The sequence below is a fragment of the Streptomyces sp. NPDC054956 genome, assembly GCF_053609185.1.
Genome location: NZ_JBSGXB010000196.1, coordinates 1 through 14,357, shown reverse-complemented (window position 1 = coordinate 14,357; position 14,357 = coordinate 1). Strand labels below are relative to the sequence as shown.

Here is a 14,357-nt window from a genome sequence, read left to right as displayed (position 1 = left end):
GCAGCCGGGTGCCGCTCGCGCAGCGGCCCCGCACCACACCCGGGCTTCCCGGCGGAGCTACCGACTAGCTGGGCGCCTCCGCGCCGGGACGGGCGTAGAACCACCAGGCCACGACCACGCAGCTGGCGTAGAAGGCGACGAAGCCCCACATCGCGCTGGTCACGGCGAAGTTGGCGAACATCGCCGGGATGAAGAAGAAGCCGTAGGCGGCGATGGCCGCGGTGAAGCCGGTCACCGCGCCCGACTCGATCTCGGCCTGCTTCAGCGCCTTCGCGTACTGCGGGGTGCCCTCGGTCAGGCCCTTGAGGTGCTGCCCGCGGAAGATCACCGGGATCTGGCGGAAGGTCGAGCCGTTGCCGATGCCCGAGAAGAAGAACGCCGACAGGAAGCAGAAGAAGAAGCCGTAGAAGGAGCCGGTGTCGGAGCCGGCCGGCAGGAAGGTGATCACGCCGATGATCGACGCGCCCATGCCCACGAAGGACAGGATCGTCACCCGCGCACCGCCGAGCTTGTCGGCGATCCAGCCGCCGGCCCAGCGGGCCAGCGCGCCCAGCGCCGGGCCCATCCAGGCGTAGGTGGCCACGGAGTACGCCGGGAACGTGGTCTTGATCAGCAGCGGCAGTGCCGCGGCGAAGCCGATGAAGGAGCCGAAGGTGCCGACGTAGAGCCAGGTCATCACCCAGTTGTGCTTGCGCTTGAAGATGATCTTCTGCTGGCTGAACGGGGTGGAGGCGACCTTCAGGTCGTTCTGGCCGAACCAGGCGACCGCGGCGAGGACGATCAGGACCGGGACCCAGACGAACGCGGCGTTCTGGAGGTAGATCTCCGAGCCGTCCGACTTCTTCTGGCCCGCGCCGATCGCCAGGACCGAGGAGGTGATCAGGATCGGTGTGAGCAGCTGCACCACGGAGACGCCCAGGTTGCCCAGGCCGCCGTTGATGCCGGTCGCGTTGCCCTTCTCCTGCTTCGGGTAGAAGAAGCCGATGTTGGCCAGGGAGGAGGAGAAGTTCGCGCCGCCGATGCCGCAGAGCGCGGCGATGGCGATCATCGTGCCGTAGGGGGTGTCCGGGTTCTGCACCGCGAAGCCCAGCCACAGCAGCGGGACGATCAGCACGACGGTGGAGATCGCCGTGAAGCGGCGCTGGCCGATCATCGGACCGATGAAGGTGTAGACGATGCGCGCCGTGCCGCCGGTGATGCCGGGAACGGCCGTCAGCCAGAACAGCTGCGACTGGGAGAAGCCGAAGCCGACGTCCTTGAGGTTGGTCGCCGTGATGCTCCACACCTGCCAGACCACGAAGGCCACCAGCAGGGCCGGCACCGCGATCCACAGGTTGCGGGCGGCGACTTTCTTTCCGGTGGACTGCCAGAAGGACGGGTCCTCCGGCGTCCACTCCGTGATCGTGCGGCCCGGGCGGTACTGCGCCGGATCGGGCGCCTGCACGCGCCCGCTTGCCGCGCGCACGTCCTGCTTGGCGGAACTCATGGCGTGTCCTGAACGTTGAGATCTTCTGCTGATGGTCCTGACCTATCCAGGTTCCGCTTCCGCCGCCCCGTGCATCAGAGGACAACGCACTGTGGGCGACGGGACAAGGTCCCGCCGCCCACAGTGCGTTGGCAATGCGCCCACAGGGCCCTACGGCTGGAGCTCCACCAGCGGCAGCGACACTTCGGGGTCGTCCAGACAGATTCCGGTGCGCAGGTCGAAGACCTGCTTGTGCATCGGCGAGGCCACGACGGGCACGCCGTCCCGCGAGCCCATGATGCCGTTGGCGATGACGTCGGCGCCCGAGAAGGGGTCCCGGTTGCCGACCGCGTAGACCTCGCCCGCGCGGTCCTTGAAGACCGCCGCCTGGGTACCGTCGGGCAGTACCGCCGTACGCCCGCGGCCCGGCTCCAGCACGTCGGCCGCGGCCGTGCCCGTCGCCGTCCCGAAGTCCACGGTCCCGAAGCGCTCCAGCGCCGCGGGGTCCTCCAGGACCGCGGCCCACTCGTCCTCGTAGGCGCTCACGTGGCGCTCCATCTGCGCCTCCAGCTCCGCGCAGATGCCGAGCGAGTCCTCGACGAGCACCTCCCTGAGGTGCTCCAGCCCGGCCGTGCTCCCGCCGAGCCGCTCCATCCAGGCGGCCGTCCGCTCCAGGCGCTCCCCGGTGCGGATGTAGTACATGAGGAACCGGTCGATCAGCGCGAAGAGTCCGGCCGTGTCCAGGTCCGAGGCCAGCAGGTCGGCGTGGCGCGGGGTCGCGCCTCCGTTGCCGCTGACGTACAGGTTCCACCCGTTGGCGGTGGCGATGACGCCGATGTCCTTGCCCCGGGCCTCCGCGCACTCGCGCAGGCATCCGGAGACGCCGCCCTTGAACTTGTGCGGGGTGCGCAGACCCCGGTAGCGCAGCTCCAGGTCGATGGCGAGCTGGATCGAGTCGCCCTGCCCGAAGCGGCAGAAGCGGGCCCCCACGCAGGACTTCACCGCGCGCAGGGACTTCCCGTACGCCTGCCCGGATTCGAATCCGGCACCGCCGAGCCGCCGCCAGATGTCGGGCAGCTGCTCCTTGCGGACGCCGAACAGGCCGATCCGCTGGGCGCCGGTGATCTTCGTGTAGAGGCCGTAGTCCCGGGCCACCTCGCCCAGCGCGATGACCTGTTCGGCCGTGATCTCCCCGCCAGCGACGCGCGGGATCACCGAATAGGTGCCGTCCTTCTGGAGGTTGGCGAGGAAGAGGTCGTTGGAGTCCTGCAGGGCCGCCTGCTCGCCCGCCAGGATGTGCCCGAGGCCGAGGTCCGGGGCGAGGGTGCCGAGCACGTTGGCGACGACCGGCTTGCAGACGGCGCAGCCCTCGCCGCCCTCGCCGTAGGTCTCCAGCAGCTCGCTGAAGCTGCGGATGCGCTCGGTGCGGATCTTCTCGTAGATCTCCGCCCGGGTCAGGGTGAAGTGTTCGCACAGCCCGCGCGGCTTCTCGATGCCCGCCGCGGCCAGTTCGGCGTCCAGGACCGCCTGCAGCGTGCCGATGCAGCCGCCGCAGCCCGTGCCCGCCTTGGTGCACTTCTTGACGCCGCCGATGTCGGCGAGGGATTCGGCGACGACCGCGTCACGCACCTGCCCCTTGGTGACGTTGTGGCAGCTGCACACCACCGCGTCGTCGGGCAGCGCGTCCGCGCCCGGCAGGGCCACGCCCTCGGTCGACGGCAGGATGAAGGCCTCCGGCGGGGCCGGCAGCTGCCGTCCCGCGTGCGGCTTCAGCGAGCCGTACGCCTCCGCGTCGCCGACCAGGATGCCGCCGAGGAGGGCGCCGTCGGGGCCGAGCAGCAGCTTCTTGTACACGCCCTCGCGGGCGTCGGAGAAGACCACCGAGACGGCCCCGTCGCGGCCCTCGGGCGCGAAGGGGTCGCCGAAGGAGGCCACGTCGGCGCCCATCAGCTTGAGCTTGGTGGAGGTGTCGGCCCCGGTGAAGGTCAGCTCGCCGGCGCCCGCGAGGGCCTCGGCGACGGTTTCGGCCATCTGGTAGCCGGGCGCGACCAGCCCGTACACCTTGCCGTCGACGGTCTGCGCGCACTCGCCGATCGCGTAGACGTACGGGTCGCTGGTGCGGCAGTGCGCGTCGACCACGACACCGCCGCGGTCGCCGACGGCGAGGCCGCACTCGCGGGCCAGCCGGTCGCGCGGGCGCACACCGGCCGAGAAGACGACGACGTCGGAGCTGATCTCCTCGCCGTTGGTCAGCCGCAGCGCCTGCGCCCGCCCGTCGGGGTGGATCTGCACGCCGGCCGCGCCGACGCCGGTGTGCACGGCGACGCCCATGGACTCGATGGTGGCCCGCAGGGCGGCCGCGCCGCCGTCGTCCACCTGCAACGGCATCAGCCGGGGCGCGAACTCCACGACGTGCGTGGTCAGTCCGAGCGTGCGCAGCGCGCCCGCCGCCTCCAGGCCGAGCAGTCCGCCGCCGATGACCACACCGGTACGGGAGCCCTCGGCCGAGGCGTAGGCGGTCAGGGCGGCCACGTCGTCCAGCGTCCGGTACGTGAAGCAGCCCTCGGCGTCGGCGCCGTCGATCGGCGGCACGAAGGGGTAGGAGCCGGTCGCCAGCACCAGCGCGTCGTAGCGCAGCACCTCGCCGGAGCGGGCGGTGACGGTGCGGGCGGCGGTGTCGACCAGTTCGGCCGGGTCCCCGAGCCGCAGGTCGATGCCGTGCTCCTCCAGGAACCCGGGTGCGACCAGGGACAGTTCCTCCCCGGTGGAGCCGGTGAAGGCCGCGGACAGGTGCACGCGGTCGTAGGCCGGACGGTCCTCCTCCGCGAGGACGGTGACCTGCCAGCCGCCGCGCTCGGGGCGGGCCGGGTCGGCGAGCGCGTCGCGTTCGGCGAGCGCCTCCAGCAGGCGGTGTCCCACCATGCCGTGGCCGATGACAACCAGCGTCTGCCCCATGGATCTCACTCCGTGTGTCCCTAGAGCCGCGCGGGTCGCCGGCGGCCGGGACGGCCGGGGGACCTCGCGCGTGCTTACATTCCGACATTTCGACGGTAGGTCCGCTCCACAGCCCGCGGCGTCCGTAAAGGACCCCTCGGTCCGGGGAGAGCGGCCTCTTCCGCACAGGACCTCTGACCTGCGACGCGGGCCCTTGGCCAGGCTCCCCGCGGCCGCCGCCGCGCCTAGCGTGGAAGGACGGCACCCGGCTGGGACCAGGGAGGCAGACCACATGCTCGTACTCGCCGTCCACGGCAGCGCGGTCCCGGCCGCCGCCGCGACCATCGGCCGTCTGACCGCCGCGATCGAGGCCCTCAGCGGGGTCCACGCACGCGTCGGCCACCTCGACGTGCAGCGCCCCTCGCTGGCCGAGGTCGTACGGGAGCACCCGCACGCGGTGGTCGTCCCGCTGCTCCTGGGCGACGGCTTCCACCGCCGCGTCGACATCCCCGCCGTCCTGGAGGGCACCGGCTGCGTGCTCACCGAGGGCCTCAGCGGCGAGCGCGACGTGGCCGCCGCCCTGTTCGGCCGCCTGCGCGAGGCCGAGCGCCGGCGGGGCCCGTACACGCGGGCCGACGCCGTGGTGGTGGCCGGCGCGGGCTCCTCCCGCCCCGGCGGGAACACCGGCACCCGGGCCTGCGCCGCCCAGCTGGCCGCCCTGCTCGAACTCGACGGCGGCCCCGACCCCGTCCCGGTGGTCCCCGCCTACCTCACCTCGGCCGGGCCGACCGTCCCCGAGGCGCTGGCCTCCCTCCGGGCCGCGGGGCACCGCCGGATCGCGGTCGCCGCGCACCTGCTGGCCCCGGGGCGCTTCACGCACGCCCTGAACGGCTCGGCCGCCTGGACGGTGTCGGAGCCGCTGGCCGACCATCCGCGCCTGGCCCGGCTCGTCCTGCGGCGCTACGAGTCCGCCCGGGGCACACGGGCGCTGAGGGCCGCGCGCCTCGCCTGCTGAAGCCCGTACGGCTGCTGTCCTGGACGGTATGGCTCTGGCTTACGTACCCATGACCGCCCGCAGCCGGGACGAGGGCCACCGTGCCGCGACCCCGCTGGAGCTCTTCTTCGACCTCTGCTTCGTCGTCGCGATCGCGCAGGCGGGGGCCCGGCTGGTGCACGCCCTGGCCGAGGGCCATCCCGGTACCGGCGTCATCGGCTACTTCTTCGTCTTCTTCGGCGTGTGGTGGGCGTGGATGAACTTCACGTGGTTCGCCTCCGCGTACGACTGCGACGACGTGCCGTACCGGATCGCCACGCTCGTCCAGATCGCCGGCGTGCTCGTCTACGCGGCGGGCGTGAGCCGGGCGTTCGACGAGAACGACTGGACGGTGGCCGTCATCGGCTACCTGATCATGCGCGTCGCGCTCACCGCCCAGTGGCTGCGGGCCGCGTCCGGCGAGAGCGGCGCGGCCCGGACGTCGGCCCTGAAGTACGCGGCCGGGCTGGTGCTGTGCCAGGCCGGCTGGGTGGCACTGCTGTTCGCCCCGGCCGACTCCAAGCGCTGGCTGTTCCTGATCCTGGCCGCCGTCGAACTGCTGGTCCCGGTGCTGGCCGAGCGCGGGCACCAGACGCCGTGGCACGCGCACCACATCGTGGAGCGCTACGGGCTGTTCACGATCATCGTGCTGGGCGAGACGATCGCGGCGAGCACGGTGGCCGTGAAGTCGGCGCTCGACGAGCACGAGGCCCTGGGCGAACTGCTGCCCATCGCCGCCGGCGGGCTGCTGATCGTCTTCGCCGCCTGGTGGATCTACTTCGCGGTGCCGATGCACGAGCACCTGACCTCGAACCGCGAGTCGATCCCGTGGGGTTACGGGCACCTGCTGATCTTCGGCTCCGGCGCGGCGATCGGAGCGGGCATCGAGGTCGCCGTCGAGCACGCGGTCGGCAAGGCACACATCTCGCAGCTGGCCGCGAACGCCTCCGTCACCGTCCCGTCCGCGCTCTTCCTGCTGATGGTGTGGCTGCTGCACTCCCGCCACTTCAAGCGCGGCCTCGCCCAGCAGCTGACCCTGCCGCTCTCCGCCCTGGCGGTGCTCGCCTGCACCTGGGCGGGCCAGTACGCCGTCCTGTACGCGGGCCTGGTCGCGGCGGCCACGATCGCGATCGGCACGGCCCTGTCGGTCCGCGCCGGCGCATCCAGCCCCGCCGGCGCTTGAGGCGGCCTTCCAGCCCCGCCGGCGCTCGAGGCGCGGGGGTCCTGGGCCGGCCCCCGGCAACGGCGCCGCGCCGAACCGTCACTCCCGCGCCACCCCCACCGTTCTCCAGCGCAGGACGACGCGCAGCAACTGGAGGCACGGCCATGACACTCCCGGCACAACGACACGGCGCGGGCGCCGACCCCGGCAGGGAACTCGCCGACCCGGCGTTCTGGCAGGCACCCCCCGCCCACCGCCTGGCCGCCTTCGCCCGCCTCCGGGCCCTGGACTCCCCCGTGTTCGTCCCCGAAGGGACCGGGCACTGGGCCCTCGTACGCCACGCCGACGTCCAGGAGGCGAGCCGGCTGCCCAAGGTGTTCGCGAGCGCGCCCGGGGTGACCACGCCCGAGCCGGCCCGGTGGGTGCGGGCGCTGTTCGGGGACTCGATGGTCAACCTGGACGGCGCCGACCACGCCCAGCTGCGCAAGATCGTCCAGCGGGCCTTCACCCCGCGGCTGCTGGCGGCGGCCGAGGAGGACATCCACGCGGTGGCGGCCCGCATCGTCGACGACGTACTGGCCGAACAGCCCGACGAGTTCGTCTCGGCGGTGGCCTCCCGGCTGCCCCTGGAGGTCATCTGCAACATGATGGGCATCCCGGAGCGCTACCGCGCCGAGATCGCCGACCGCGTCAACCACGCCTCCGAGAACATCGGCGTGGAGCGGGGTCTGGCGGCCCGGCTGCGGATGCCCGGGCGCGGCCTGCGGGCGCTGGCCCGGATGCAGCGGATGGTCGCGGGCATCGGGCGCGAGCGGCGCAAGAACCCCACCGACGACCTGATCTCGGCGCTGGTGTGCGCGAACGTGGACGGCCAGGCCCTCGGGGCCCGCCAGCTCGGCGCCTTCTTCTCCCTGTTGATGGTGGCCGGGGTGGAGACCACTCGCAACGCCATCACGCACGGCCTGACCCTGCTGACCGACAACCCCGGCCAACGCGACCTGCTGCTCGAGGACTTCGAGAAGCACGCGGACGGCGCGGTGGACGAGATGATCCGCCACTCCACGCCGATCATCCAGTTCCGCCGGACGGTGGTCGCCGAACACTCCCTGGGCGGGCGCCTGTTCACCCCCGGCGAGAAGGTGGTGCTGTACTACGCCTCGGCCAACCGCGACGAGGCGGTCTTCCCCGACCCGGACGCCTTCGACATCACCCGCTCCCCCAACCCCCACCTGGGGTTCGGCGGCGGCGGACCCCACTTCTGCCTGGGCGCGCACCTGGCCCGGGTGGAGATGAAGGCGCTCTTCCGCGAGCTGCTGACCCGCCCGGTCGGCCTGCGCGCGGTCGGACTGCCCGATCTGGCGGGGTCCAACTTCGACAACCGGGTCCGCTCGCTGCGCTTCGCCTTCGAAGGCCCCGCGTAGCGCGATCGGAGGACTGACCGGCCACCGGGCAGGCTGGGAGCCCGGCGGCCGGAGCGTGGGCCGCCGATCGCGGTCGCCGGTGCCTACCTCTGCAGGCGGCGCACCGCGAGGACCGCGTGGGCGCTGCCGGTGAGCACCGACTCGTCGCCCGCGAACGCCTGCAGCGTCTCGGGGGCGACCGGCTGGCCGGGGGCCGCCTCGGGCCAGGCGCGCGTGGCGAAGAGGAAGTACGCCTGGCCGCTGTCGTCCGCCGCCTTGACCCACTCCGGCGGGGCGATGCACTTGGCGTTCATGCCCGGCAGGGTCAGCGCGATCTGGTTGCCCTCCAGGAGGATCTGCACCGGGAAGGCGGCCGGGTTGCGGACGCCGTCCATCACCACGTCGCCGATGGGCAGGCCGATCTCCTCCAGCAGCCCGCGGGCCGCCGCCTCGCTCGCCGCCGGTCCGTCGGGGCCGTCCCCGAGGATGTAGGCGAGGAGGTAGGGGATGTCGTGTGCCTCTTCGGGGTCTCCGATCCACGCGAGCACCGAAAGGGTGCCGAGCTTGGAGCGGTCGATTTCGGCTTGGGTAGAAGTCATGCGCCGCACCTTAGTGGTCCGGCCCCCGTCCCTTTGACGGCGTTTCACCCGGCCGGGCTAGACCGCCCAGAATCCACCTCCGGAATTCGCCTGCATGTTCGCGTCCTGGTACTGCAGGCGTACGATTCGAGCGTTTTCCGGAATTTCGAACACGACCCATCCTTCGGCCCGCTCACCGACCGCGAGGGAATCGAAGACGAGCGGTTTGCCGGTCGTGAGCTCCCCCGTGGGCACCACCGCGTGGCGCTTCCCCGCGCCGTCGAGCGCCCACATGCGCCCGAGGGCCCCGTACGAGGCCCCGCCCACGTTGACGAACGACATCGAGGCGGCCACCCAGCGCCTGCCGGCGGCCGGGGCGAAGTTCTTCTCCACGGAGACCGCGGGGTCGACGTAGGCGTTGAGCACCACTTGCAGGTGACGGCCGACCTCCCGGCCCTTGACCCGTACGGAGTCACCCACATGGGCATCCTTCGACGCTTGCCGCACCACCCCCTCCCGGTCCGTCGCGGGATCGTCGCCGACGCCCGGCGCACCGTCGTCCACCGGTACGGCGGGCACCGCGGCGGGGGCGAGCGCGGCCCCTTCGGGGGCGCCGGAACAGGCCGTGGCGCCGAACAGCAGGACCGGGAGGAGGGCGGCGGCGAGTGCGGAAGCGGGAGCGGTACGGCGCATGCGGGATCCCTTCGGGGATCTTCGGGGATGTATTCCGGCCAGTCTCACGCGCCCGAGCGGGCATTTGCACACACCGACACGAGCACGCGGAAACGCATTGCCCTCCATATGCCAGCACAATGCGTTCCGGCGGATTCCCGTCACCTGAAAACGACCCGGAGGAACAGTGCGCATTCACGCCCCCCGCATGGCCCTGACGGCACTCTCGGCGCTGGCCGCCACCGCGGTATTCACGGCCCCCGCACAGGCCACCGTCTTCGAACAGGGCATTTCCGTGAAGTCGCACGCCCACATCGGCGAGGACGGCGCGATCACCCTTTCCGGCACCTACCACTGCCGGCAGGCGTCACCCGCGGGAGCGATTCAGATCAAGGCGACCCTCGTCCAGGACAACGTCCAGATGGGCATCGGTGCCGGCCAGGCCGTCTGCGACGACCGTCAGCACACGTGGACGGCCCGCAGCAAGCCCGGATTCGACTTCGGCCTGCACGAGGGCCCCGCGAAGGCCGTGGCGGAACTCCAGGAGATCCACTTCCACGGCGGGCTGCTCCCCCGGGCCATCGACACGGTCGCGCAGGACGAGAAGGAAGTCTGGGTGGCCGACCACCGGTAGCGCGGTGGGCCGCCCGCCGGTCCGGTAGCCGCCGCTACCGGCACTCCGGCGGCGCGCCCGTCACCGGCGCCGCGGCCGCCCTGCCGTCACCGGCACTCCGGCGCCACGTCCGTCATCGACATGAAGGCCACCGTCTGGCACCCCGGGTCCGAGTGCGGGCGCCCGGTCGTCCAGTCCACCACCGTGGGCACTCCGGCGGCGAACAGCAGCAGCGCCAGCACGCCCGTCACCGCACGCCTGCTCAGCCGGCGCACGGCGAGATCCGCGAAGTCCGTTCCATGGCCGCATCATCGCCCCGCACCGGCCGGCCCACAACTCGACGTGACGGACCGCTCACGGTGCGCTCCGGGCGGCGCTGCCCGCCGCGTCGAACTCGCACCACACCGCCTTGCCGTCGCCCCGGGACTCCACGCCCCAGTGCGTGGCCAGCGCGTCCACGAGCAGCAGCCCGCGTCCGGTCGTCGCCGATTCGCCCGGCGTGCGCCGGCGCGGCCACACGCTGGAGCGGTCCTTGACCCACAGCCGGATCCGCCGGACCGGCTCGGGCAGCACCTCCATGGTCAGCACCGCTCCGCCGTCGGTGTGCAGCAGGGCGTTGACCAGCAGTTCCCCGGCCGCGAGCTCCACGTCGTCGGCGAGTTCCGGCATGCCCCAGTCGCGCAGGGCCTGCCGCAGGGCGTAGCGGGCCTCCGAGAGCCCCTCCGGGTCGGCCTGGTGGACGTACTGGTGGATGCGCGGGGCCCGGTGGGTGCCCGGGTCGGGGGCCCGGCGCAGCACCAGCAGGGCCACGTCGTCGCCGGAGCCCCAGCGCTCCCACAGCCGGTCGGAGAGGTGGTCGGCGAGCGCCCCGGCCTCCTGCGGGCCGCTGCGGACCGCGTGGGCCAGGGCCTCCATGCCCTGGGTGATGGCGGTGCCGGGCTCCTCGACCAGCCCGTCGGTGCACAGGACGAGGGTCTCGCCGGGGACCAGGTCGAGACGGGTCTCGGGGAACTCCTCCCGCTCGAAGACCGTGGCCAGCCCGAGCGGCAGGCCGCCGCGCACGTTGGGCCAGCCCGTTCGGCCGTCCGTGTGCCGGATCAGCGGGCCTAGGTGGCCCGCGCGGACCGCCCGTACTCCCCCGGTCTCCAGGTCCACCTGCGCGTACATGCAGGTCGCGAACCGTTCGGTGTCCAGTTCGGCGAGGAAGCGGGAGGCGCGCGCCAGGACGGTGGACGGCGGGTGCCCCTCGCCCGCGTACGCCCGCAGGGCGATGCGGAGCTGGCCCATGATGGCGGCGGCGTGCGTGTCGTGGCCCTGTACGTCGCCCACGACGATGCCGACGCGGTCGCGGGGCAGCGCGATCACGTCGTACCAGTCCCCGCCGACCTCGCGCCCGCTCCAGGCGGAGTGGTAGCGCACGGCGATCTCGCCGCCGGTGATCTCGGGGATCCGGCGCGGCAGCATCATCGCCTGCAGGCCGGTGGCGAACTCCCGCTCCTGGTCGAACAGGAGCGCCCGTTGCAGGGACTGGGCGACGATGCCGGCCAGGCCCAGGCACAGGTTCTGTTCCTCGGGGCTGAACTCGGTGCGCCGCCGGTAGAACAGCACGAGTCCGCCGATGGCCTTGGCCTGGGCGATCAGCGGCAGGTAGGCGGCCGCGTCGTAGCGGATGCGGCTCAGGTAGTCCGCGAGCAGCGGGAACTCCTCCGAGAGCGCCGCCAGCGAGGTGACGAAACGTGCCTTCCTCGTGATCACCGCCCGCGACAGCGGCAAGGAGCCGTCCAGCCGGGTGAACTTGCGCTCGCTGAGGATCTCCAGGGACTCCCCGCTCAGCGCGATGATCTTGATGGTGCCGCCCTCGACCAGGCCCAGGGCTAGGCCCTCCGCACCGAGCCGCTCCAGCGCACCCGCGCCCGTCAGGGCGGCCGTGACGTCGTCGACCGTCACCGCCCGCGACAGGGCCTCGGTGGTCCGCTGGACGATGGTGGCCTGCTGGGCGCGCGCCGACTCGAGCTTGCGCAGCACCGTGAGGTGGGCCAGCTCGGCCGTCGCGTCCCGGACGATGCCGAGGACCCGTACGGGCCGGCCCTCCTCGTCCCTGATCACCCGGCCCTGGGTGTGCGTCCACTGGTCGCGGCCGTCGCGCCGGCTCACCGTGAAGTACTGGCCGTACGTCTCCTCGCCGCCGTCCAGCGCCGCGAGGACCGTGTCCGCGAGCCGCGCGCTGTCGTCGGCCGGAATCCGCAGCCCCAGCCCCTCGGGGGTTTGGTCGAAGGTCTCGGCGTCCAGGTCGAAGACCGTCATCCCGGCCTCGTCCAGCACCATCGTCCCGGCGACGAGGTCCCACTCGAAGCTGCCCATGCCGTTGAGCGCCAGCCGCTCACCGGGTCCGGTGAGGGGGCTCGCGGGGCTCTCCGGTCTCTTGTCGCGTCGCTCCGCCGCTGCCACGAGACTCACACCACCTAACGGCCGGGCCAGCACGGCTGGGAAATGAGCCGCTCCCACTCCTCGTCAGGATGCCCCGGAAGAGTGCGACCGGCCTCCCGCCAGCGTTTGACGAGGGAGAGGTAGATCGAGGAGGGGTCGTACGGGGCGCTCGGGTACGGGGCACTCGGGTAGGAGGCGTGTCCGTACGGGGCCTGCGGGCGCGGGGGTGCCGCCCTCGCCGTGGCGGGCTGCTCGGCGCGACTGGCGGGAATCCTCACCCAGCCGCGGCCCTGTGCTCGCTCAGCGCTCATCGCGACACCTTTCACGTTCTGTGACTGGCTCTCACGCTCTGTACCCGGCCGCTGGGGCCCGGTCGGCCCGCGGCGCACCGTGGGAGCCCGTCCGCGGACCGGCGGCACCCAGCCGCTTGCGGACTCCTGACACCAGTCTCCCCGCCGTGAAGCCGGCACCGTGCACGAATCGCATGGAAGGGCCGAATGAGGGAGCCGTGAGCAGCCCCGCGAAGAACAGCCCGGGCCACGAGGACTCGAATCCGGGGCTCAGCTCCGGCGTCCCGCTCCCGCCCACCGTGGCCAGGGATGCCCGCAGCCCCGCGTCGAGCAGCTCCAGCCGGGTCAGGTCCGGGCTGAACCCGGTCGCCGCGATCACGTGCGCCGTGTCCAGGACGACGGACTCCCCGGCGTCCGTGGTCAGCCCCAGCCGGGTCCGCTCGCCCGCCGGGACCGCCCGGTGCAGCCGGTGCCCGAGCAGGACCGGGACCCGCCGCTCGAAGCGCTCCCGCAGCCACCAGGCCCCGGCCGGGCCCAGCGCGGTCGCCGCGATCCGCTCCCGGGTGGGGGCCGGCAGCCGGCGCACCGCCCAGGGCAGCTCCGACCAGGCCCAGCTGCGCCAGCCGGTGCCCAGGCCGCTGTGCGGGTCGCGCAGGGCCCGCAGCGGGGGCCGGCGCAGCGGCTGCGGCACGGTGTTCCAGTTCAGCCGGGCGCGCCGCGCGACGAGGCAGGGCCGGGCCCCGTTCTCCGCGAGCAGGGCCGCGGTCTCCAGGGCCGCCTGCCCGGCGCCGAGCACGGCGACCTCGCGGCCGGCGAAGCGGGTCAGGTCCCGGTGGCCGCTGCTGTGCGAGTAGTGGGCCGGGGGCAGCTCCCGCAGCGCGTCGGGGTACCGGACGAACGGCATGACGCCCACGGCCAGCGCGACGGTCCGGGCGAGCAGCGGCGGGCCCTCCGCGGTGCGGATGCGGAAACCCTCGCCCTGCGGGGTGACTTCCGTGACGGTCGCCTCCTCCACCGGGGGTGCGGCGTGCCGGGCGAACCAGAGCCCGTACGCACTGAACGTCCCGATGGGCAGCGGAGTTCCGTGCGCTGCGGGGATGCCGCGGCCCGCACAGTACTCGGCCAGCGTGTACCGCCCGCCGGGCGCCGACAGGTTGGAGGACCACGGCTCCGACTTCAGGTACATGCCGTCGGGCATGTGATCCCGCCACGAGGCCATGGGCCGCCCGAGCACCCGCACCCCGAGCCCGGCACCGGCCGCGTGGGCGGCGATCGAGAGCCCGTACGGCCCCGCTCCGACCACCACGAGATCGTCCATCCGCGTCACCGCTGTCCCTCCGGTCCTTTCATGGTCCGTCCGCCGAAGCCGCCGCCCCCGGGCCCCCGCCCGGGCGGGGGGTCACCGGGTCACCAACTCGTCCGGCTCGGCCGAAGCCTCCGGCGGGGCGGGCCGGGAGGCGGTCGCGGCGGGCCGTTCGCGGCCGCGCTGGCGCGGGGCGCGCACCACCGCGCGAGCCGTGCGCCGCCCGTGCTCGGGGACGCCGCGCAGCATCCGCCCGGCCTTGCCCGCTCCCCGCCCCAGGAAGGCGGCGAGCATCGCCAGGAAGGGCAGCGGGTCGTCCGCGGCGAACCAGGCCGCTTCCACCCGGCCCCGCTCCGCCCGCGGCGCCACCCGTACGGGCCCGGGGCCCCCGGCACGCTCGGGGCCCGGTCCGGCCCCCTCCTTGCGGCCCCCGGGTACGACGGGCCGCTCGGCGGCGCCCGGACCGCGCGGTGCCGGGGG

The 14,357-nt window shown here is 73.2% G+C and carries 12 protein-coding genes and 1 pseudogene; 4 read left to right on the top strand and 9 right to left on the bottom strand.

Going from position 1 to position 14,357, the window contains the following annotated elements:
• Positions 1–64: 64 nt before the first annotated feature.
• Together ACWGDE_RS26050 and nirB are read right to left on the bottom strand one after the other, a co-directional pair.
• Positions 65–1,486 carry an MFS transporter gene (locus tag ACWGDE_RS26050; protein WP_453391452.1) on the bottom strand — a complete coding sequence of 474 codons (1,422 nt, stop codon included), beginning with the start codon at positions 1,484–1,486 and terminating at the stop codon, positions 65–67.
• A gap of 150 nt (positions 1,487–1,636) precedes the next feature.
• Positions 1,637–4,420: a nitrite reductase large subunit NirB gene (nirB, locus tag ACWGDE_RS26045; RefSeq protein WP_453391451.1), complete on the bottom strand. Its 2,784-nt coding sequence runs from the start codon at positions 4,418–4,420 to the stop codon at positions 1,637–1,639.
• 271 nt (positions 4,421–4,691) lie between these two features.
• Here nirB and ACWGDE_RS26040 point away from each other — a divergent pair, with 271 nt between their 5' ends.
• The 3 genes from ACWGDE_RS26040 to ACWGDE_RS26030 all read left to right on the top strand — a co-directional run bounded on the left by ACWGDE_RS26040 (position 4,692) and on the right by ACWGDE_RS26030 (position 8,015).
• Entirely contained in the window at positions 4,692–5,414 is a 723-nt protein-coding gene (locus ACWGDE_RS26040) for a sirohydrochlorin chelatase (RefSeq protein ID WP_453391450.1), read from the top strand.
• A gap of 28 nt (positions 5,415–5,442) precedes the next feature.
• Positions 5,443–6,615: a low temperature requirement protein A gene (locus ACWGDE_RS26035; RefSeq protein ID WP_453391449.1), complete on the top strand. Its 1,173-nt coding sequence runs from the start codon at positions 5,443–5,445 to the stop codon at positions 6,613–6,615.
• A gap of 143 nt (positions 6,616–6,758) precedes the next feature.
• A complete protein-coding gene (locus ACWGDE_RS26030) occupies positions 6,759–8,015 on the top strand; it encodes a cytochrome P450 (RefSeq protein WP_453391448.1) in 1,257 nt (418 codons plus the stop codon).
• An 83-nt stretch (positions 8,016–8,098) separates the two neighbouring features.
• Here the strand turns inward: ACWGDE_RS26030 and ACWGDE_RS26025 are convergent, their stop codons facing one another.
• Positions 8,099–8,593: a DUF5949 family protein gene (locus ACWGDE_RS26025; RefSeq protein WP_453391447.1), complete on the bottom strand. Its 495-nt coding sequence runs from the start codon at positions 8,591–8,593 to the stop codon at positions 8,099–8,101.
• A gap of 57 nt (positions 8,594–8,650) precedes the next feature.
• The gene (locus tag ACWGDE_RS26020) at positions 8,651–9,265 is read right to left on the bottom strand and encodes a DUF4352 domain-containing protein (protein ID WP_453391446.1); all 615 of its coding nucleotides are present in this window, start codon (positions 9,263–9,265) and stop codon (positions 8,651–8,653) included.
• A gap of 187 nt (positions 9,266–9,452) precedes the next feature.
• On the opposite strand from ACWGDE_RS26020, the gene ACWGDE_RS26015 reads away from it, so the two are divergent.
• Positions 9,453–9,878, top strand: a complete 426-nt coding sequence (locus ACWGDE_RS26015; RefSeq protein ID WP_453391445.1) for a DUF6299 family protein — start codon at positions 9,453–9,455, stop codon at positions 9,876–9,878.
• Between the two features lie 86 nt (positions 9,879–9,964).
• On the opposite strand, the gene ACWGDE_RS26010 is transcribed toward ACWGDE_RS26015, so the two are convergent.
• The 5 genes and pseudogenes from ACWGDE_RS26010 to ACWGDE_RS25990 form a co-directional block, all read right to left on the bottom strand.
• A complete protein-coding gene (locus tag ACWGDE_RS26010) occupies positions 9,965–10,132 on the bottom strand; it encodes a hypothetical protein (protein WP_453391444.1) in 168 nt (55 codons plus the stop codon).
• Positions 10,133–10,211: 79 nt separating this feature from the next.
• On the bottom strand, positions 10,212–12,305 hold the full coding sequence (locus tag ACWGDE_RS26005) for a SpoIIE family protein phosphatase (protein ID WP_453391453.1): 2,094 nt from the start codon (positions 12,303–12,305) through the stop codon (positions 10,212–10,214).
• A 14-nt stretch (positions 12,306–12,319) separates the two neighbouring features.
• Positions 12,320–12,595, bottom strand: coding sequence for a hypothetical protein (locus ACWGDE_RS26000; protein ID WP_453391443.1), 276 nt, complete (start codon positions 12,593–12,595; stop codon positions 12,320–12,322).
• A gap of 31 nt (positions 12,596–12,626) precedes the next feature.
• Entirely contained in the window at positions 12,627–13,892 is a 1,266-nt protein-coding gene (locus tag ACWGDE_RS25995; RefSeq protein WP_453391442.1) for an NAD(P)-binding domain-containing protein, read from the bottom strand.
• An 81-nt stretch (positions 13,893–13,973) separates the two neighbouring features.
• Positions 13,974–14,357 (bottom strand): annotated as a pseudogene (locus tag ACWGDE_RS25990) (ATP-grasp domain-containing protein); the annotation flags it as partial.